This is a genomic window from Haloechinothrix alba, assembly GCF_900188115.1.
Taxonomy (GTDB): domain Bacteria; phylum Actinomycetota; class Actinomycetes; order Mycobacteriales; family Pseudonocardiaceae; genus Haloechinothrix; species Haloechinothrix alba.
The window spans coordinates 59,677-79,753 of sequence record NZ_FZNW01000003.1 but is presented as its reverse complement, the minus strand read 5'-3'; the positions used below and the strand labels follow the sequence as shown (position 1 = coordinate 79,753).

The following is a 20,077-nucleotide window of genomic DNA, read 5'->3' as shown; positions in this document are numbered from 1 at the left end:
CTCATCGGCCCCACCCCAGCTCGGCGAGCATCCCCTCGCAGGTCCTGACCGCGACGCGCGCCGCGACGGCGAGCTCGTGGGGGGTCATCGGGTTCTCTGCGCGGCGCTGCCAGCGCTGCAGTGCCTCGGACGCGGCAGTGGCCAGGTCCTGCGTCCCCGCCTCCGGCGGGCATTCGAGACGCTGGTGGAGGGCGCCGCCTTCCCCGCCGATGATCCGCTCCAGCTCGCCGAGCACATCGCCGCGCCCGGTGACCCATCCCGCCCGTACCGCCGAGAGCACCCGCAGCTCCTGGAACGGGTGGGCCGAGGCGAGGACCCGTTCCACTTCCACGGAGACGCGCTCACTGCCCGGCCTGGGCCGCACGCGGAGCAGCGCGTCCAGGGCCAGCAACGCCGAGCGGCTCTTGAGTACGTCCCTGCGCTCGAAGAACAGCGACGTGAGCACCTCGCGAAGCTGCCCGATGCCGCTACGCTCAGCCAGCTGTCCGGCGAGCTCGGTGGCGGTCGAGACCGCCTGGTGGCGCAACAGCGTGGTCGCCAGCCGCAGGCCGAACAGCCCGAACCGGTCCAGCAGCCACTCCCGCTCGATCGATGTCAGCCCGAGCTCGGGCATGCGCTGCGCGAACCGGTCGGCCGACAGCAACAGCTCGTCCGCCTCCCGCACCGGTACCGCGGCGACCCGCCGCAGCTGTGCGACCTCGGTCTCGGTCACGGTCGCCGCCGTCTCGGCAAGCAGACCGGCGATGGGCAACACGGTCTGCACCACGCGGCGCACGTTCTGCTCGGTGGCCATCCGGTCGGCGATCGTGCGGGCCGAGTCCATCGCGTCGAGCCTGCCAACGCCCAGCTCGTCGGCACGCGAGAGGATACCGATGGCGTTGACCGGGTTCGGTTGGCTGACCTCGGTGTCGTGGAACGCCCGGAGAAACTCCAGGTCGCTGCTGTGCAGGTGGCGCAACAGGTACAGCACCGCATCCGCCGGGGTCTCGTCCTCGGTGGGTGTGAGCAGGTCCCAGGTGCGGCGAGCCGACTGCTCGGACAGCGAGCCGATGCCGGGCGTGTCGATCAGCGTGGCAGCGCGCAGTGCCTGGGACGGCCACGTCACCTCGAGGCTGGCTACCGACTCGGCGGCCAGACCGTCCAGGTGCACCTCGATCGCCCCACCGTCGCGGTCGAAACGCAACTGCTGCGGCTCACCGTCGACCGGGTGCGCCACCACCCGGTAGGTGTGGCCGTCGCGGTACCACGTAACGATCCGGGTGCACTCGCCCGCGTCCGTCGGCGCGAGCCGCTCCGCGGCGAGCGCGTTGAGCAATGTGGACTTGCCTGCCTTGACCCGGCCCGCGACAGCGACCCGTAACGGCTCGTCCAGCCTGCGCCGGATCTCGGCCAGCCGGGCGGCATCCCCGGTGCCCGCATAGACCGGCACCGCGGCGTCCAGCGCGCCCCGGGCGTCGTCGAGCAGGGTCGCCGGTGCTCCCCGGCCCGGCGTCTCCCCGTGCGGTGGCGCGATCACCCGACCACCTCCATGGCACGCTCGCGGAGCTGCCGCAGCCTGCCCAGCTCGGCATCGATGTCCGCCAGCCGCCTGTCCCGCTCGTCCCGGGTGTGCGACGCGGCATCGGACGCGCGCTGCAGTGCCTGCGCGTTGGACCTGTCGAGCTCCTCGGCGAGTCCCGTGTAGTGGTCGCGCAGCTGCCGCTGGATCGTGCGCAGCGTGTCCTTCGAGTCCTTTCCCATCACGAAGCTGACCTCGTCGCAGTACCGGCGTACCGCGTTCTGCGCCTGTTTCTGCCGGTTGGCGCGCTGTCGCTTCTTCTCTTCCCGCAGTCCCTTGCCCCCCATCACCAGGCCGATCCCCAGCGCGATGGGGCCGAGCGTGACACCGGTCAGCGTGCCGAGCATGACGAACATGATGGCGCCGCTGTAGGCGCTCTTGAGCGCCACCATCGCCTGCTTGCCGACCTTCATCTTCGCCAGCTCGATCTTGTGCTCCACCCGCGCGCCGGCCAGCTGCAGCTCCGGGTCAGGGACCGCGATCCGGTCGAGGACATCACCGGATGCCTCCCGGAAATGCTCGCCGACCTCCTCGCCGAGCGCCGTGGAGCGGTCGCGCAGCAGGGCGTAGTTGGCGAGAAGCTCGTGCGAGACCCGACAGCGCAGCCAGGCCTCCATCTCCGTCCACGTGTCGGCGGGATCGGACTCCTCGATCACGTCGTCGGCTTCGGCGATGACGGTGCGGATGCGGCGCCGCAGGTCGTGTTCGACATCCGAGTTGAGGTCGGTGACGCCGTCGCTGAGGGTCTGGTTCCACTTCGCCGCTGTGGACTTCAGGGTCGCGATCCGCTCCTTGACCGCCGTCAGCTCGGAGACCACACGCTGGGCCTCAGCCGGGTCGGCCAGGGCCGCCCTCTCCGCCTCGAACCGCGCTTCGAGCTGCGTGCATACGGCAGCGACGTCGGCGGCGGCGTCGGCGGCCACGCGGTGCGCCGCCGACGCACCGACGTGCTCGGTCAGGAAGCTCACCAGGGCCGGGTAGCCGGACTCGGTGTTCAGCTCCGTGTCGCCCGCTTCCGCTGCGGCCGAACGCAACCGCGACGACACCGGGAAGCACGGCACGTCGCCGTGCTCGCGGAGGTGCTCGACATCCAGGTCCCTGATCCGGCGCCAGTGCGGGTAGAAATCGATCTTGGTGAGCGCGCAGGCCACCGTGCCGCACATGTCTCGTGCCTTGTGGAGGAAGTCCAGCTCGCTGCGGGTGAGCTCCTGCGAGGCATCGGTGACGAAGATCAGCGCGCTGGCCATGGAGGCCGCCGCGAGACTCGCAGCGGCGTGCGCCGACCCCAACCCGCCGACGCCGGGCGTGTCCACCAGCACCAGCCCGGAGGAGAGGAGCGTGCGCGGCAGCCGCACCTCGGCACCCGCGAGCGCCAGCTCCTCGTCGGCCCCGGAAGCGGCGCCGGCCGGGTCACGCTCGATGACACGCCTGCGCAGCTCCTGCAGAGCGACAGGTTGCCGGAGGGGCGGGCTGCCCTCGACGATGAGCTCGGCACTCGGCTGCTCACCGTGCCGCACGTAAGTGGGTACGGCTGTGGCGACGTCGTCGTCCACCGGGCACGCGTTGGCACCCACCAGGGCGTTGACCAGGGAGCTTTTGCCCTGCTTGAACTCGCCGACCACCACGACGTGCACGGCCGGGTCGGCCAGCCCGCTCTGCACCCTTTCCAGCCGCGCGGCCAGGTCCGGCCGCTCGAAGGCCTCGCACGCGCGCAGCCCGAGATCGACCAGGGCAGCCGCCCTGGCCACCGCATCGTTGCCGGCGGTACCGGATGCCACGGTCATCATCGTGCCTCATTACCGGACGCAGCGGAACGATTCCCTGATTCCGTAATTTCCGCGCAACCCACTGGAATCGCGCCGCCGCCGTCATCGCCGCCGCTGCTACTGCCGTCGCGGTTCCTCGCGTGCACGGCACGCTGCACCGGCGAGCCACGTGACCGCAAGACGATGGAGGTTCCCCGTCCCGCGACGGGGAACCCTCCGTGCCCCGCTCTCACATGGACGGCATCTCGTCAGGGCCCGGCTCCGCGCCCTGATCCAGGGTGCCGGGCCCGTGCCCGGTCGCCACGACAGAGTCGCTCGCATGCACCTCGGACGTCTGGACGTCGGTGGACTCGAAGCCACCGGTAGCATCCCCGCCCGCCGCGGCAGCCGAACCCTCGTCGATGTCGTTGTCCGAGACGTTCGCGGCGTCACCGTCACCCGCGAGCGCTGAGTCCTCCACAGTGGATTCCTGAACGCTCGTCTGGCTGCCACCACCGAAATTGAGGTTCAGGTTCACCTCGCCGCCCGCGCCACCGGATGCGTCGCCACCGGTGCCTGTGCCGCCGGTGGCGCCTGCGTCGCCGCCGGACCCGCCGATGCCGCCGACGGCGGTGCCGCTGGTGCCGCCGTCGCCCGTGCCGCCGCTCGTGGTGTCGCCCGCGTCGCCACCCTCGCCACCGAATCCGCCGGACGCGTCGCCACCGGTGCCGCTCGCGTTACCGCCCGCACCGCCGCCGCTGTCGATGTCGATCCCGCCGACGAGGCCGCTGTTGTCCCCGAAGACCGCGCCGCCGGCGTCGCCGTCGACCTGGTTGACCGTGTTGCCGTCGCCGACGACCGCGTTGTCGACATCGCCGTCGGCCATGATGCCGGTGTTGACTCCGGTGTTGATCGGGGCGTTGACGTCGTCGCCTGCCTGCACCGTGCCGTCTGCGGTGCTGGCCTGGCCGTAGTTGTCCCCGTCGATGATCTGGGAGCCTTCACCGCCTGCGACATTGACGTCTCCGTCGCCGGCATTGCCGACGTTGTCGTCACCCAGCTGGTTGAGGTTGTTGTTCTCCACGCCGACGTCGCCGTACACATCGCCATCCACGCCGACATCCACCGAGTTGTCGACGTCGGTCGAGTTGTCGGTGTACGTCGTGGAGTGGTCCGCGTAATAGCTCTGCGTCACATGGGAGACCTGCTGGACCGACTGCGCGCTCGGTACGTACCCGCCTGCGCCGCCTGCACCACCGCCACCGCCGTACCCGGGACCCGAGCCCCCGCCGGCACCCGAGCCCCCGCCACTCGGGTAGGCGCAGCTGTGCACGAGCTGGTCCACGTCGACACCACCGAACACGGCGGGGTCGACGTCGTGCGCGGCGAACGCACCCTCCGGATCGGCGAGGAAGTTCTCCGTCGCCTCCTCGCTGCCGAATATCTTGTGGTACAAGGCCTCGATCTTCTCGATCATCTCCGGTGTGATACCCGCGTCCGTGGTGGCCATGATTGCTCCTCACGTCGGCCCCGAGCCCTGATGCCGAGGCGTTGAGGGCAATCCTGCGCCGCGGGACCATCCGCCCACATCGGGGCGATCCCCCTGCCTGACGGGGAATCGTTGGGGGCTAGTGCTCCTCGTCGGCCAGGATCCGGCGAAGCGCGGAAACGAGCTCGACCCGGCTGGTGGCACCGAGCTTGGTCCGGATCCGCGCGACGTGATGTTCGACCGTCTTCGGCGACAGGTACAGCTGCGCTCCGACCTCGCGGTGCGTACGCCCGGCGAGAACCAGCCGCGCGACGTCGATCTCGCGCCCGGACAGCCCGCCGCGCTGTTCCTCCCGCGCACCCCGCGCTACCGGCACACCCGAATCGGCCAGCTCCCGGGCACGTTCGAGTAGCCTGCGCGCCGTGGCCGGGTCCGCCGCGCGGATCCCCGCCTGACCCGCCAGTCTCGAGGCTTCCCACGGCAGCTGCGCCACTGCGAGCCCGTCCGCCGTCGCCAGCACCCGCTGCGGATCGATCGCGCCGGTGAGGACCCGCTCCCACTCCTCGGCAGCCGCACGCTGCGCCTGTTGCCGCGGGCCCTCCGCTGCCGTCGAGCCGACCTGGCGGGCCGCGGCCGCGACCGAGTCCGCGTCCTCGCCGGAGACGGCCACGGTCACGCGAACCCATCCGACCGCGGCCACCCAGGGCCCCGGCCGATCCAACCGGTCGAGGATGTCGTCGAGTATCCGGAGCACCGGGCTCACCCTGTGGTGTTCCCGCAGCCGGGTCGCGGCGACGAGCAGCTCCTCGAGAACCTCGGTGTGGAAGACATCGACGGTCATGCGTGCCAGGACCGGTTCGGCGGCGGCCCACGCCTCGCGCAGCCGCGCCATGTCGCCCGACCGGCGCGCGATGCCCGCCGACAACGCCGCTACGAGCAACCGTTCCCGGCCGGCAGGCCGCGTACCGGCCAGCCGGTGCAGCTCGGCGTCGGCCGTGTCGTACCGGCCGGTGCGCATACGCACCCACGCCAGCAGGGCACGGTGCCTGTCGACCGCGACCGGCCCGCCGACACCGGTCTCGAGGGCGCGCTCGAGAAGGTACTCGGCGGTGGCTGCGTCGCCTGCGGTGACGGCTACCAGCGCACCGAGCGCGTGCGGGGTGTCCGGCAGCACCACAGCGGGTTGCGCGTGCTCGGCCGTCTCGGCAGCCTCGATGAACGCCGGCAACGCCGCGCAGGGGTCGCGCGCGGCCAGCGCCGCCTCCGCCAGTCGCTGGTGACTCGACGGCGCGTGGTTCGCGGCCGCGGCCCGTGCCTGCCCGATCCGCCCGGTGGCTACCAGCGCCGGAACGGCCATCACCCGGCCGCAGGGACCCCCGTCGATGAGCGACTCGGCCGCGCGACCGGGCCATCCACGATGCGCGGCCACCGCACCGGTCACCAGAGCGGCTCGCTCGGCATCGTCCTGCGGCAGTGCCACCCAGTCTGTGTCCACCGGCCTGCCGAGCAGGGCAGTGGCCTCCGCCCGTCCCACAGCCACGGCCGCCGGGTCGGCCCCGGACTCGATCGCGAGGTCGTACCAGCCGGTCGCTGCGAGCGGGTCCGCGAAGCGTGACCTCTCCGCGGCGGCGGCATACACGCCGGCGGCGACCGGGCTGCGTACGCGCCCCGCGCGGAGCTGCTCGGCCGCGGCGATCGGTTCGGGGTCGGTCGCGATGAGCACCCTGGCCACCGCGTCGTGCAGTGAGCGGCGCCCGGCGGGTGGCAGTTCCGCAAGGACGGCCCGCGCGACCGCGGGGATCATCCTGTCGCTCCCGGACACGAGCAGGCCGGAGTCGCGCAGCGCGCGCATCGCCGCGGCGAGTCCCGCCTGGTCGATCCCGGCCACCCGGCCGAGCACGTCGTCGATCAGATCGAGCCGCAGTGACAGGACCCGTGCGAGATATGCCTCCTGCCGCTCGAGCATCGCCAGGCGCTGCTGAACCCGGGCGACCAGCGCGGGCGCGACGGTGCCCCCAGGCACCGACGCCACAGCAGCCACCACAGCGGGTCGCCCCCCGGTCTCCTCGCGAAGCTCGAAGACCTGCTCCGGCGCGGTCGGCGTGCCGGTGACGGCCGAGACGACGGCGGCAACCCCCTCGTTGTCGAGCGGCTCCAGGGTCTGCACCGTTCCCCCCGCGGCCACCGCCTCGTCCAGTTCGGCCAGTTCGGGGGTGGCGATCGTGGGACGCCGGGAGAGCATCATCGAGACGCCCCGCCGTGATGCGCGGGCGAGCGCCTGCAGGACAGCGGACGGCTGCCGGTCGGCGTCGTCGACCATCACGACCCCGCCTTCCGCGCGTACCTCGTCCAGGCGCGCCGCCAGGTCGGCCGCCGGCTCGGCGAGGTCTCCCACACGGGTCACCGGCCGTGCCGTGGCCGCGGCGATCTGACCGAGCCGGTGCGTGCGCCCGGAACCGTCAACGCCGACGACGACGGCCCCGGCCCCGGCCCCGTGCGGACAGTCGCGGCCCTGCTCGAACATACGGAGGATCCTCACAGGCGCGGGAGTGGACCTGCCGGTAATCGGTGACGTCAGACTACCCCTCGCGCCTGTGACCGGGATACCTTCGGACCGATCGATCCGGGCACGGCGCCGTGGAGGCCTCACCCCACCCGTGCCCGCCGGTCCGGCGCGAGTGTCGGCGCGTCCAGCCGCAGCACCAACCGGTGCTGCTCGTGGTCGTAGTACGGGGTCATGCCGGCCACGGCGCTACCGCGGTCGGAGACCACCTCGCGGATGGCGTCGTTGGCCGCGGCGATCGGAGCGCCGAACGACGACCCCACGTCCTCGGAGTGCCCGGTCAACCGCGAGGTCACGATCGCTTCGATGCTGCGTGCCTGACCCCACGTCTTCACCCACCGGGTGACGTCGTTGATGAACCTGCCGACCTTGTAGTCCCAGTCGCCGCTGGCGCTGACGTCGGGATGCATCACGCGCGCCTCGGCCGACTCGAGGCGCAGCCGCTCGTCCTGCGGGCCCTCCGTGCTGAGGCTGACGACGAGTCCCAGATCGAAGTCGACCGTGACATCCGGGTTGCTGACGTGATCGACGTCCGCCTTCGCGGTGACACGATGTCCCGGCACGAAGTAGAACAGCGAGACCGTCTTCGACGCCGGGCTGACCGTCAGGTCCAGCGAGCTCGACACGCCGGCGGTGGCGAGGTCGATGTCCACATCGTAGAGCTTGCCGCCCGACTGCTGCTCGACGAGGCGCGCGGCCCGCTGCTGCACATCGGCTCGGGCGGAGTTCCACGCGATCGCGAGTCCGTAGACGATGTTGAACGAGTCCAGTGGCGCCGTCTCGGGTAGGTTCCCGCGGCGGGCAGCGGTGATGACCGTCTCGCCACCGAACCCACCCGAGTAGCTACCGGGGTCGTCGTCGCCTGCGTCCGGGTCGGGCTGCGGGACGTCATCCGGCGGCTCGGGCAGGACCGTCGACGGGTCGGTGATGTCGCTCGTGTCCCCTGTCATCCCGCCGGGGGCGATATCTTCCCGGTATACGGTGTCGCTGCCGGGATCGGTACCGCCGTCCCTGCCGTTGACGACAGCATGCCACTGGCGGCCCTTCTGCGCGTACGCGAGATGTCCCGTTCCCCTGGCCGACGGGGATCCCGCGGTTCCCTCCCGGTCATCGGGTACCCGGTACGCGCTCGCCTGCGCGCCGAGAGCGACCAGGGCTGTGACGAGCAGCAGCACGACCAGCGCTGCGGCGCGTCCCGCTTCCCAGCGGCGGCCGGAATGTTCCTGCCGGGGGCCGGCGTGCGAGCTGCTCGGCTGGTTCCTGGCATCGGTGGCCATGGCGGTTCTCCTTACGCTTGTGGGCCGATCGTTTCGGGCATGACCTAACCGTGCGAACCCGCATCCGGCTCGCGCATCGGGACGTTCCCCCTACCGCACGAGTCCCCGTTGGGGCAGTCCACGAACGGCCCCGGGCCGCCTTCTCGACCTGCGGCCGGGAACGGCGTGTAGCGGATCGGACCGTTGTGGATCCCGGCGTAGGGAAGGTGCGCGTCAGCCATCCATGTCGAAGTTGATCAGCGAGTGCTCGTCCTCCACCGTGTCGATCTCGTCGGCGACGTTCTCGGATATCGCGTGAGTGAAGGCATCGGATGCCGACGTGCTCGCATGTGCGGTGTCGACCGCTTCACCGTCGATTCCGTCGATCGTCAGGAAGGGGTCGGTGCTGGCCTGCTCCGGCCGCCCGGTCCGACCGAATACCGGTGGCGGGGGGTCCGGTGGCGGCGGCCGGTCGGGTCCCTCCGGTAGGGGTATCGGGCCGTCCGGCCGCTCGGTGTCGGGGTCGTTCGGCGGGTACGGAGTATCCCTGCCGGTCTGGGGGAACTGGTCGCGTGTCATCGTGCTCTCCTTCGCGGTGCCCGAGAGATGGCTGCCTTCCAGCGACCGTGCCGCGTGTGCCCGGCACGCACATCGGGAAAATCCCCCCGGTCTCACCCGCCGCCGTGGGGGATGCGGCCCACGACCGCATCGCCTCCGGCACGTCGGCGGCGTCATCGACCCGCACTACCGGGCGCCTCGTGGCAGTCGCGATCCGTCCGAGGCGGTGGGTGCGCCCCGGACGGGATGCACGTCGCGAACCCTGTCCCGTTAGGGTTCGTACCGTGACGTCCCAGCCAGCGGTGCCGCACGGTCGCGCCGAGGCACTGCACCTGACCGGCGAGCGCACCGTGCCCGGCATCACCGAGGAGAACTACTGGTTCCGCCGCCACGAGGCGGCGTACCAGGCCCTGCTGCCCTACTGCGCGGACGCCACGGTGCTGGAGGCCGGGTGCGGCGAAGGCTACGGTGCGGGCCTCATCGCGAGCCGTGCCCGCCGTGTCGTCGCCATGGACTACGACGCTGCCACGGTCACGCATGCCGCCGGCCGTTACGCGGAGGTCGACGTGCTGCTCGGGGACCTGGCCTCCCTTCCGGTCGGCACCGCCACGATCGACGTGGTCGCCACCTTCCAGGTGATCGAGCACTTGGCCGACCAGCACGGGTTCCTCGCCGAGTGCCACCGCGTGCTCCGCCCAGGCGGCACGCTGCTTGTGACGACGCCCAACCGGTTGACCTTCACCCCGGCCTCCGATGTGCCGCTCAACCCGTTCCACACCAGGGAGCTGGCCCCTGGGGAGCTGGCCGCGTTGCTCGCCGATGCCGGGTTCGGTATCGAGCTGCTCCACGGCCTGCACCACGGCGCGCAGGTGCGCGCGCTGGACGAGCGGTACGGGGGGATCATCTCCGCGCAGCTGGACGTGGTGATGGGCAGCCTACCCGGCCAGGCCCAGTGGCCGGCCGACCTGCTCGCCGACATCGCGGCCGTCACCGCGGACGGCTTCGACATCGGTGAACACGACCTCGCCGCCAGCCTCGATCTCGTCGCGGCCGCGGTGCGCCCGTGACAGCGCGGTCCGAGGAGGGCACGTTCTGCCTCGTGCTGCACAGCCACCTGCCATGGCTGCCCCGGCACGGGGCATGGCCGGTCGGGGAGGAATGGCTCTACCAGGCGTGGGCGCACTCGTACATGCCGGTGATGGACCTGCTGCGCAGGTTCGCCGAGGAAGGCAAGCAGGACGTGCTCACCCTCGGCGTCACGCCGGTGCTCGCCGCTCAGCTGGACGACCCGTACGCGTTGCGCGGCTTCCACGACTGGCTCGGTCACTGGCAGCTGCGGGCCCAGCACGCTGCCGACCTGTGGCGGGGCAGCGACCCGCTGCTCCGCCGTCTCGCCGCCGACGAGTACACCACCGCCTCGGCCACGGTCGCGGAGTTCGAGTCCCGCTGGCGGCACGGGTTCTCGCCGATCCTGCGAGGGCTCGCCGACTCGGGCGTGCTCGAGTTGCTCGGGGGTCCGCTGACCCACCCCTTCCAGCCGCTGCTGGACCGGCGTGTGCGCTCCTTCGCCCTGCGCGAAGGTCTCGCGGACGCGGCGCTGCGTACCGGGACCCGACCGAGCGGCGTCTGGGCTCCCGAATGCGGGTACACACCGGGGATGGAACGCGACTACGCCGCGGCCGGTGTCGAGCGGTTCCTTGTGGACGGTCCCGCGCTGCGCGGCGACACGGCGAGAGCGCGGACCGTCGCGGACTCCGGCGTCGTCTGCTTCGGCAGGGATCTCGACGTCACCTACCGGGTGTGGTCGCCGAAGTCGGGCTATCCGGGGCACGCGGATTACCGCGACTTTCACACCTGGGAGCACGCCGTCGGGATCAAACCGTCCAGAGTCACGGGCAAGAACGTGCCACCGCACGACAAGGCGCCGTACGACCCGGATCGGGCCGCCCGGCGGCTGCGCCACGACGTCGACGACTTCGTTACCACCGTGCTCGCCCGGCTCCGCGCGCTGCGTCACCGGGACGGCGGCCGGGCACTGGTGGTCGCAGCCTACGACACCGAGCTCTACGGGCACTGGTGGCACGAGGGTCCACGATGGCTGGAAGGCGTGCTGCGCGCTCTCCCGGAAGCCGGCGTGCGGGTGACGTCGCTACGTGGCGCGGCGGAGGCGGGACACGTCGGTGGCCCGGTCGAGCTTCCCGCGTCCTCCTGGGGATCCGGCAAGGACTGGCGAGTCTGGGACGGCGCCCAGGTTGCCGACATGGTCGACGCCAACGCGCGGCTGCAGCGGGATCTGCTGGCTACTGTGGACCGCCACCGCGACGAGTACCGGGACGCGGCCCGCGACCAGCTCCTGCGGGAGGCGCTGCTCGCGCTGGCGAGCGACTGGGCGTTCATGGTTACCAAGGACTCGGCAGCCGGCTACGCGCGCGAGCGCGCGCACGCGCACATCGCCCGGTTCGACGAGCTCGCCGAGCTGGTTGGCTCGGGTGAGGCAGCGAGCGCCGCCGACCGCGCGGCCCGCTTCCACGCCCGCGACTACCCGTTCGGGCGGCTCGACGCGCGGGCACTGTGACGGGCTGAGCAGGCCGACCCCGGCAGGGCCACACGGGGCCTACGCCTGCCGGGTGGGAGGATCGGCCACGATGCGCGTGCTCATGGTCTCCTGGGAGTACCCGCCGGTCGTGGTCGGCGGGCTGGCACGCCATGTCCATGCTCTCGCCAGGCATCTCGCCCACTCAGGCCACGACGTCGTCGTGCTCTGCCGGCACGAGGCGGGCACCGACGCGGCGACCCACCCCACCACCGAGTACGTCAGTGAGGGAGTTCGGGTGGTCCGGGTCGCCGAGGACCCGATGCACGTCACGTTCGAGCGGGATCTGGTGAGCTGGACGCTGGCCATGGGGCACGCGATGCTCCGCGCAGGCGCCGAGCTGCTCCGCTCGTGGCGTCCGGATGTGGTGCACGCGCACGACTGGCTGGTCACGCACCCGGCCGTCGCACTGGCCGAGAGCGCCCGCGTCCCGCTGGTCGGCACCGTGCACGCCACCGAGGCCGGGCGGCACTCCGGGTGGCTGTCCCATCCGCTCAACCGGCAGGTGCATTCCGTCGAATGGTGGCTGGCGAACCGTTCCGACGCGCTCATCACCTGCTCGGAGGCCATGCGCGCGGAGGTCGCGCACCTGTTCGACCTCACCCCCGAGCGGATCCACGTGATCAACAATGGCATCGAGGAACGCGGCTGGACGGTGCCCGAGACCGACGTTCGCCGCACGCGTGCGCGGTACAGCCCCGCAGGCGAGCCGCTTCTGCTGTTCTTCGGACGCCTGGAGTGGGAGAAGGGCGTGCACGACCTGCTTGCCGCGCTGCACGGCATCCGCGTCGAGCACCCGGGAACCCGTCTCGTCGTCGCGGGCACGGGAAGGCAGCACGGCGCGCTGATCGAGCAAGCGAGCGAGCTCGGGCTCGAGCACGTGGTCGAGTTCGTCGGGCACCTGCCCGATCACGAGCTGCGCGCGCTGCTCGCGGCAGCCGACGCCGCGGTACTGCCGAGCCGGTACGAGCCTTTCGGCATCGTGGCGCTCGAGGCCGCGGCCGCCAAGCTCCCCCTCGTCGCATCCACAGCGGGTGGTCTCGGCGAGGTGGTGATCGACGGAGAGACCGGGCTGGCCTTCTCCCCCGGTGACATCGACGCGCTCATCGCAGGGGTGTGCACCCTTCTCGCCGATGCCGAGGCCGCAGCGAGGCGGGCCGAGGCGGCCCAGGCGCGCCTGGCAGCGGACTTCGACTGGCACCGGATCGCCGCCCGGACCGCGACGGTCTACCGGCGCACCAGCCCCGCGGGCCCCCTGTCACTGGGGCGGCCGAAGATCGCCACAGGCAACGCCTTCTCCCTCGACACCGGCGGCGCGGCCACACTACCGCCGTCATGACGCCCGCGGCGGCGCGGGACAACCACCGTAGCCATGACGCCCGCGGCGGCGCGGGACAAGCACCGTAGCCATGACGCCCGCGGCGGCGCGGGACAACCACAGTGCAACCCTTCCCCTCACGCCGGCAGCGGGTGAGAACCGACGCGAGGGGAAGGAAACCTTCTCGGACGCTACCCCGCGGGGCACCGGCGGTCACGCCGCAGGCGCCACCGCCAGGTACCGCGCGTAGGCGCTGGTGGTGAAGAAGTTGGGCAGAGTATCGCCGAGCGCGGTTTCGACAAAGATCTCCCTGGCCTCGGCCAGCCGGTCCGCGTCACCGGTACCTGCCGCCCGGATCGTCGCCAGCTCCTCGTCGAGCAGCTCGCCGACGAACGTCCTGTCGATGACCGTGCCGTCGGCGAGCTTGGTTCCGTTGTGGATCCATTGCCACACCTGGCACCGTGCGATCTCGGCCGTCGCCGCGTCCTCCATCAGGTCGTGGATCGCCGCGGCTCCCGTGCCGCGCAACCACGAGTCGACATAGCGCAGCGCGACGTTGATGTTGGCACGCAGGCCGTCCTCTGTGACGTCGCCGCCCGAACCTGCCACGTTCAACAGGTCGTCGCGGTCGACCGACACGTCCTGCCGCGTCCGGTCGATCTGATGTGGACTCCGGCCGAGGTGCGCGTCGAAGACCTCCCGGCACACCGGGACGAGGCCGGGATGCGCCACCCAGGACCCGTCGAAGCCGTCACCGGCCTCGCGCTCCTTGTCCTCGCGCACCTTCGCGAACGCGGCCTCGTTGGTCCCGGCGTCCTTGCTGGGGATGAACGCCGCCATCCCACCGATCGCGTGCGCGCCGCGCCGGTGGCACGTCCGCACGAGCAGCTCGGTGTAGGAGCGCATGAAGGGAACCGTCATGGTGACATCGGCACGGTCGGGCAGCACGAAGTCCGCGCCCAGCCTGCTGAAGTTCTTCACGACGCTGAAGATGTAGTCCCACCGGCCGGCGTTCAGCCCGGCAGCGTGCTCGCGCAGCTCGTAGAGGATCTCGTCCATCTCGAAGGCCGCCGTGATCGTCTCGATGAGCACCGTGGCACGGATCGTGCCGCGCTCGATGCCGAGCAGGTCCTGGGCGAGCAGGAAGACGTCGTTCCACAGCCGGGCTTCCTTGTGGTTCTCCAGCTTCGGCAGGTAGAAGTACGGGCCGCTACCGGAACGCAGCAGGCGCTCGGCGTTGTGGAAGAAGTACAGCCCGAAGTCGAACAGGCTTGCCGAGATGGGGCGGCCGTCGATGCGCACGTGCTTCTCCACCAGGTGCCAGCCACGCGGCCGCACCACGATGGTGGCGGGGTCGTCGCCGATGCGGTAGCGCTTGCCCCCCTCCGTGCTGAAGTCGATGTCGCCGCCGATCGCATCGTACAGGTTGACCTGCCCGGAGAGCATGTTCTCCCAGGTCGGCGAGTTCGCGTCCTCGAAGTCGGCCAGCCAGACCTGCGCCCCCGAGTTCAGGGCGTTGACGGTCATCTTGCGGTCGGTCGGGCCGGTGATCTCCACCCGCCGATCGCGCAGTCCCGGTGCCACGCCGGCCACCCGCCAGCTGTCGTCGGCACGGATGTGGGCCGTCTCCGGCAGGAAATCCAGCCGCTCCTCACCCAGGTTCAGCCGTTCGCGCCTGCGCCTGCGCTCGTCGAGGAGCTCGCGGCGCCTGGCGGCGAACTCGTTGTCCAGCCGCGCTACGAACTCGAGCGCTTCCGGGGTCAGGATCTCCTCGAACCGGGACCCGTCCTGCGAGACCGGTGCCGACACCGTGGTCCGGTAGCTCAAGCTGGTAGCCATGCTCTCCTCCTGAACAGCTGGGCAACGTGCGGTGCGGGCGCGTGGGTGGGTGTGGCCACTGACCACACCCACCCACGCGCCGCGGGGTTACTCGATCAGAACTGCGCTTCCTCTGTGGACCCGGTCAGCGCCGTGGTGGAGCTCTCCGGGTTCAGCACCGTGCTCACCTGGTCGAACCAGCCGGTGCCGACCTCACGCTGATGCTTGGTCGCCGTGTAGCCGCGCTCCTCGGCGGCGAACTCGCGCTCCTGCAGGTCGACGTAGGCCGTCATGTCCTCGGTGGCGTAGCCCTTGGCAAGGTCGAACATCGAGTAGTTCAGCGCGTGGAAGCCCGCCAGCGTGATGAACTGGAACTTGTATCCCATGTGGGCGAGCTCGCGCTGGAACTTCGCGATGGTCGAGTCGTCCAGGTTCTTGCGCCAGTTGAACGACGGGGAGCAGTTGTAGGCGAGCATCTGGTCCGGGTACTTGTCCTTGATCGCCTCGGCGAACCGGCGCGCGACATCGAGGTCGGGCTCCGACGTCTCCATCCACAGCAGGTCGGAGTACGGCGCGTAGGCCAGCCCGCGGTCGATGCACGGCTGCAGGCCGTTCTGCACCCGGTAGAAGCCCTCCGAGGTGCGCTCACCGGTCACGTGCTTCTGGTCGCGCTCGTCGATGTCGCTGGTCAGCAGGGTAGCCGCCTGCGCATCGGTCCGCGCGATGATCAGCGAGGGAACGCCGGCGATGTCCGCGGCGAGCCGCGCGGCGTTGAGCGTGCGCTCGTGCTGCTTGGTCGGGACGAGCACCTTGCCACCGAGATGACCGCACTTCTTCTCGGAGGCGAGCTGGTCCTCCCAGTGCACACCCGCGGCACCGGCGGAGATCATGCCCTTCATCAGCTCGAAGGCATTGAGCGGGCCGCCGAAGCCCGCCTCGGCGTCGGCCACGATCGGCGCGAACCAGTCGATGCTGGTGTCGCCCTCGGCCCAGGTGATCTGGTCGGCGCGGGCGAGGGCGTTGTTGATCCTGCGCACCACCGCCGGGACCGAGTTCGCCGGGTACAGGCTCTGGTCCGGGTAGGTCTGGCCTGCCAGGTTGGCATCGCCCGCGACCTGCCAACCGGACAGGTAGATCGCCTGGAGCCCGGCCCGCACCTGCTGCACCGCCTGGTTCCCGGTCAGGGCGCCGAGGGCGTGAATGTAGTCCTCGTTGTTGAGCAGGTCCCAGAGCTTCTCCGCGCCACGGCGTGCGTACGTGTTCTCCTCGACCACACTGCCGCGCAGCTTGACCACGTCAGCCGCGCTGTAGGGGCGCGTGATGCCCTTCCACCGCGGGTTGTTCTCCCAGTCGGCGGCGAGCTCCGCTGCGGCCTGCTCCGGTGTCTTGCTCTTCTCGGTCATCCGTTCTCCAGAGTCCTTGTGTCTGATCCACGAGTCGGGTCGTGCACCGTCGAACGTGCGGCCGTCCGCGCGCCCTCGGGTGCGAGACCCTCTCAGGCAGAGCCTTTGCAAACGTTGCGATTTCTCGCTGTCTGTAGAGACCTTGGCATGCCCAGCGAAAACAACGCCAGTGAGTGAATTTGCAAATTTCTGTAAAGCAGGTCTACCATCTTGCGAAGGATGCAAAGGTATTGGCTCGGCGTCCGGCTGATTCACGGCGACGCGCGGGCCGGCTCCGAACAATCCGCGGCCAGGGAGTGGGTCCATGGAGAAAACGTTCGCCGGCGCGAAGCTCCGGCACCTGCGTGAGGACCGCAGCATGAGCCAGGCCGACCTGGCCAGAGTGTTGGAGATCTCACCGAGCTACCTCAACCAGATCGAGCACAACGCGCGCCCGCTGACCGTGCCGGTGCTCCTGCGGCTGACCGAGGCCTTCGGGGTGGACGCGGAGTTCTTCGCCAGCAACGACACCGGGCGGCTCGTCGCCGACGTGCGCGAGGCCCTGCTGGACGAGTCGGTCGGCGCATCGGTGTCCGACAGCGAGATCAACGACCTGGCGACCAACCTCCCGTCGGTGGCCGAGTCCCTTGTCAAGCTGCACAGGCGGTACCGCGACGCGGTGGAGAACACCGCGGCCCTTGTCACCGAAGACGGGCGGGGTCAGCACGGCAGCGCAGCGGCGCCGCTGCCCCACGAGGAAGTGCGCGACTTCTTCTACGAGCGGGAGAACTACGTCGCCGAGCTGGACGAGCGGGCCGAGCGTCTCGCGGTCGAGCTCGGTCTGGTGCGCGGTGGCGACCTGCGCAACGCGCTGCGCGACACCCTCGCCGAGTCCTACGGCGTGCACTCGACCTCCGAGGGCATCGACGAGTCCCGCGGCGAGCAGCACCGGTACGAGCCGGACACCCGGGTGCTCCGCATGGCCCCGAGCATGCGTGTCGGCCAGCAGGCGTTCCGGATGGCCTCGCAGATCGCCCTCCTCGAGCACGCCGAGCTGATCAACGAGCTCGCCGACTCCTGGGCGTTCTCCGGTTCGGCCGCCCGCTCACTCGCTCGCGTGGGTCTTGCGAACTACTTCGCCGGCGCGCTGGTTCTGCCCTATACCGAGTTCCACTCCCGCGCGGAGAGCTACCGCTACGACATCGAACGGCTGTGTGACCACTTCGGCGTCGGGTTCGAAACCGTCTGCCACCGCCTGTCCACCCTGCAGCGTCCCAAGAAGCGCGGCATCCCCTTCTCGTTCGTGCGCGTCGACCGCGCGGGCAACATGTCGAAGCGGCAGTCCGCTGCCGGGTTCCACTTCTCCCGCGTCGGCGGGTCGTGCCCGCTGTGGACCGTCTACGAGGCGTTCGCCTCGCCGGGCAAGATCCTGACGCAGGTTGCCGAGATGCCGGACGGCAAGCGCTACTTCTGGATCGCGCGCACCGTCTACCGCAACATCGGTGGGTACGGCACGCCCGGCAAGATCTTCAGCGTCGGTCTCGGCTGCGAGCTGCGGCACGCGCGCAGGCTCGTGTACTCGACAGGGCTCGACCTCGACGACGGTACCGCCGCCACCCCGATCGGGATGGGCTGCAAGGTGTGCGAGCGGCAAGCCTGCCCGCAGCGCGCCTTCCCCACGATCGGCAAGCAGCTCACCGTCGACGAGAACACCAGCACCTTCGTGCCCTACCCCGCCGTGCCGAAGGCCGACTGACCGGCGGGCACCGGCAGGCACCGGTCGGCACCGGTTCGCACCGATTCGCACCGGCCGTCGGGTGAGATGTGCGCGAACTTCCGGTACATCAGGCTTGCCGGGTTAGCCTTGAGGCGTGCTGCCGTACCTGTCGCGCGCCTTCCGGCACGTCAAACGCAAGGCGAGCTGGGCATTGCCGCTCGAGATCTTCGCCTTCGTGTTCGTCACGGGCTGGTTGCTGATGGCCGTGGCCGAACCGGCGGGCGCGCGTATCACCGACGGGGATGCCTACTGGTGGTGGTTCGCCACGACCGTCACACCGGCATCCTCCGGCCAGCAGGACTTCCACCCGTCCACACCACTCGGGCAGCTGGTGGGCGTGTACGTGATCGTCGGCGGCATCGTGACCATCACCACGCTGTTCACCAGCATCGCCGCGACGATCACGAAGGCGAGAGGGATCCGCATGCAAGGGCGGGGCGAGCTCAAGCTCTCCGGGCACATCATCATCCTCGGCTACTCGGCGGGCCGCACCGAGAGGCTGGTGGACCGGCTCATCGCCGACGAACCGCGCGAGGTGGCGATCTGTGACTGGCCGGACCGGCTACAGCAGCACCCGCTGCCCGACCGCGAGGACGTGCACTTCATCCGGGGCGACCTCACCGACGACGAGGTCCTGCGCCGCGCGGCCGTACCGGCTGCGCGATCCGTGCTGGTCGATGCGCGTGACGACAACGAGGCGCTCAAGGTCACCGTGGCGGTCAGTCACGCCAACCCGGACGTGCACATCGTGGTGAGCCTGCACGAGATGGACCACGCGCAGACCATCGCGCGGATCGCGGGCAACGCGTCGTGCATCCAGTGGTACGCGGTGGACGTGCTCAGCGAGGAACTGCACGACCCCGGCATGTCGCAGGTCTACGGCGAGCTGATGCGGCACAGCGACCGCAACACCTACTCGGTGACCGTGCCGGACAGCCTGCCCGGCCGGACGTTCGGCGAGTTCCAGCAGGCGCTCGGCCGGTGGAACGCCGCGACGGTGCTTGCCATTCGCCGCGGCACCGACCTGCAGGTCAGCCCCTCCTGGTACGAGGAGGTCCCCGCAGGAACCGTGCTCTACTACGTCGGCCGCAGGCGACTCCTGCCGCACGACCTGGAACGCTTCATCGACCGCTCGGAACAGATCCTGGTCAGTACCGAGGACGACCTACGCCGCGGGACCTGGTTCTGACGCGCCCGCCGCGACCGGTACACCGGTCAACGGTCCGGCTCACCCAGGCTCTGCTGGAGCGCCTCGTTGGCCTTGCGTGCCATGTCGGCGACGGCTTCTCGGCGAGCGCGGTCGGCCTCGTAGTCGTCGACCCGGTTGCGCACCACGCGAGCAGGCGAGCCCACGGCGATGCCGTAGTCCTCGATGTCCCCCCGCACGACCGCGTGCGCGCCGAGCACGCACCCCCTGCCGACCCGGGTCTCGCGCAGCACCGAGACCTTGGTGCCGACCCACGTCTCCGGTCCGATCCGGACAGGGGCCTTGACGATGCCCTGGTCCTTGATCGGTTCGTGGATATCGCTGATCACATGATCGAAGTCGCAGATGTATACCCAGTCGGCGATGAGTGCGGCCTCGCCGATCTCGATGTCGAGGTAACCGTTGACCACGTTCTGCCTGCCGAAGACCACCTTGTCCCCGATCCGCAGGGAGCCCTCGTGGCACCGCACGGCATTGCCGTCGCCGATGTGTACCCAGCGGCCGATCTCCAGCTGCCCGTAACCGGCCCTGGCGTGGATCTCCACGTCCTTGCCGAGGAAGACCATGCCGCGCAGGATGATGTGCGGGTTGGCGAGGCGGAAGCGCAGCAGCCGGATGTAGCGGACCAGGTACCAGGGCGTGTACGCGCGGTTGCGCAGCACCCACCGCACCGACTGCCGGGTGAGAAACCTCGCCTGGCGCGGGTCCTTCCGTGTGCGCCGCCACGCGTGGAACCGGTCGATGGCGGGCGAGCTCCACATCGCCGTCATATCCGTGCAGCCTACGCCAGCGGCCAACCGCCACCGGTCCCCG

Annotated in this window: 14 protein-coding genes; 5 read left to right on the top strand and 9 right to left on the bottom strand. The window is 70.5% G+C overall.

The window, feature by feature from the left end; genetic code table 11:
- Position 1 precedes the first annotated feature (1 nt).
- The 6 genes from CHB84_RS03110 to CHB84_RS23400 all read right to left on the bottom strand — a co-directional run bounded on the left by CHB84_RS03110 (position 2) and on the right by CHB84_RS23400 (position 9,190).
- A complete protein-coding gene (locus CHB84_RS03110) occupies positions 2-1,516 on the bottom strand; it encodes a dynamin family protein (RefSeq protein WP_089299945.1) in 1,515 nt (504 codons plus the stop codon).
- Positions 1,513-3,336 carry a dynamin family protein gene (locus tag CHB84_RS03105; protein ID WP_217898453.1) on the bottom strand — a complete coding sequence of 608 codons (1,824 nt, stop codon included), beginning with the start codon at positions 3,334-3,336 and terminating at the stop codon, positions 1,513-1,515. The genes CHB84_RS03110 and CHB84_RS03105 overlap by 4 nt, the downstream gene beginning before the upstream one ends.
- A 217-nt stretch (positions 3,337-3,553) precedes the next feature.
- Positions 3,554-4,813 carry a hypothetical protein gene (locus CHB84_RS03100; RefSeq protein WP_089299943.1) on the bottom strand — a complete coding sequence of 420 codons (1,260 nt, stop codon included), beginning with the start codon at positions 4,811-4,813 and terminating at the stop codon, positions 3,554-3,556.
- A gap of 118 nt (positions 4,814-4,931) precedes the next feature.
- Positions 4,932-7,316 carry a helix-turn-helix domain-containing protein gene (locus CHB84_RS03095; protein WP_089299942.1) on the bottom strand — a complete coding sequence of 795 codons (2,385 nt, stop codon included), beginning with the start codon at positions 7,314-7,316 and terminating at the stop codon, positions 4,932-4,934.
- A 122-nt stretch (positions 7,317-7,438) separates the two neighbouring features.
- Positions 7,439-8,632 (bottom strand): hypothetical protein, encoded by a 1,194-nt coding sequence (locus CHB84_RS03090; RefSeq protein WP_089299941.1) that lies wholly within the window; start codon positions 8,630-8,632, stop codon positions 7,439-7,441.
- A 213-nt stretch (positions 8,633-8,845) separates the two neighbouring features.
- Positions 8,846-9,190: an Hcp family type VI secretion system effector gene (locus CHB84_RS23400; RefSeq protein ID WP_141134558.1), complete on the bottom strand. Its 345-nt coding sequence runs from the start codon at positions 9,188-9,190 to the stop codon at positions 8,846-8,848.
- 263 nt (positions 9,191-9,453) lie between these two features.
- Here CHB84_RS23400 and CHB84_RS23395 point away from each other — a divergent pair, with 263 nt between their 5' ends.
- The 3 genes from CHB84_RS23395 (at position 9,454) to CHB84_RS03075 (ending at position 13,101) form a co-directional block, all read left to right on the top strand.
- Positions 9,454-10,236: a class I SAM-dependent methyltransferase gene (locus tag CHB84_RS23395; RefSeq protein WP_141134557.1), complete on the top strand. Its 783-nt coding sequence runs from the start codon at positions 9,454-9,456 to the stop codon at positions 10,234-10,236.
- Positions 10,233-11,744: a 1,4-alpha-glucan branching protein domain-containing protein gene (locus tag CHB84_RS03080; protein ID WP_089299939.1), complete on the top strand. Its 1,512-nt coding sequence runs from the start codon at positions 10,233-10,235 to the stop codon at positions 11,742-11,744. The genes CHB84_RS23395 and CHB84_RS03080 overlap by 4 nt, the downstream gene beginning before the upstream one ends.
- A 70-nt stretch (positions 11,745-11,814) precedes the next feature.
- Positions 11,815-13,101 carry a glycosyltransferase family 4 protein gene (locus CHB84_RS03075; protein WP_089299938.1) on the top strand — a complete coding sequence of 429 codons (1,287 nt, stop codon included), beginning with the start codon at positions 11,815-11,817 and terminating at the stop codon, positions 13,099-13,101.
- A 192-nt stretch (positions 13,102-13,293) separates the two neighbouring features.
- Here CHB84_RS03075 and aceB read toward each other — a convergent pair whose 3' ends face one another.
- Complete coding sequence (gene aceB, locus CHB84_RS03070) at positions 13,294-14,919, bottom strand: malate synthase A (protein ID WP_089299937.1); 1,626 nt, start codon at positions 14,917-14,919, stop codon at positions 13,294-13,296.
- 95 nt (positions 14,920-15,014) lie between these two features.
- Positions 15,015-16,301: an isocitrate lyase gene (gene aceA / locus CHB84_RS03065; RefSeq protein WP_089299936.1), complete on the bottom strand. Its 1,287-nt coding sequence runs from the start codon at positions 16,299-16,301 to the stop codon at positions 15,015-15,017.
- A gap of 304 nt (positions 16,302-16,605) precedes the next feature.
- Between aceA and CHB84_RS03060 the strand changes: the two genes are divergently transcribed.
- Entirely contained in the window at positions 16,606-18,036 is a 1,431-nt protein-coding gene (locus CHB84_RS03060; RefSeq protein WP_089299935.1) for a short-chain fatty acyl-CoA regulator family protein, read from the top strand.
- A gap of 115 nt (positions 18,037-18,151) precedes the next feature.
- Positions 18,152-19,246 (top strand): NAD-binding protein, encoded by a 1,095-nt coding sequence (locus CHB84_RS03055; RefSeq protein WP_089299934.1) that lies wholly within the window; start codon positions 18,152-18,154, stop codon positions 19,244-19,246.
- 26 nt (positions 19,247-19,272) lie between these two features.
- Here CHB84_RS03055 and CHB84_RS03050 read toward each other — a convergent pair whose 3' ends face one another.
- Positions 19,273-20,034, bottom strand: coding sequence for an acyltransferase (locus CHB84_RS03050; protein WP_089299933.1), 762 nt, complete (start codon positions 20,032-20,034; stop codon positions 19,273-19,275).
- Positions 20,035-20,077 lie beyond the last annotated feature (43 nt).

Coding starts and splice junctions, on each gene's coding strand:
- CHB84_RS03100 (WP_089299943.1), bottom strand. CDS start 4,813: ATGGCCACCACGGACGCGGGTATCACACCGGAGATGATCGAGAAGATC.
- CHB84_RS03095 (WP_089299942.1), bottom strand. CDS start 7,316: ATGTTCGAGCAGGGCCGCGACTGTCCGCACGGGGCCGGGGCCGGGGCC.
- CHB84_RS03090 (WP_089299941.1), bottom strand. CDS start 8,632: ATGGCCACCGATGCCAGGAACCAGCCGAGCAGCTCGCACGCCGGCCCC.
- CHB84_RS23400 (WP_141134558.1), bottom strand. CDS start 9,190: ATGACACGCGACCAGTTCCCCCAGACCGGCAGGGATACTCCGTACCCG.
- CHB84_RS03075 (WP_089299938.1), top strand. CDS start 11,815: ATGCGCGTGCTCATGGTCTCCTGGGAGTACCCGCCGGTCGTGGTCGGC.
- aceB (WP_089299937.1), bottom strand. CDS start 14,919: ATGGCTACCAGCTTGAGCTACCGGACCACGGTGTCGGCACCGGTCTCG.
- aceA (WP_089299936.1), bottom strand. CDS start 16,301: ATGACCGAGAAGAGCAAGACACCGGAGCAGGCCGCAGCGGAGCTCGCC.
- CHB84_RS03060 (WP_089299935.1), top strand. CDS start 16,606: ATGGAGAAAACGTTCGCCGGCGCGAAGCTCCGGCACCTGCGTGAGGAC.
- CHB84_RS03050 (WP_089299933.1), bottom strand. CDS start 20,034: ATGACGGCGATGTGGAGCTCGCCCGCCATCGACCGGTTCCACGCGTGG.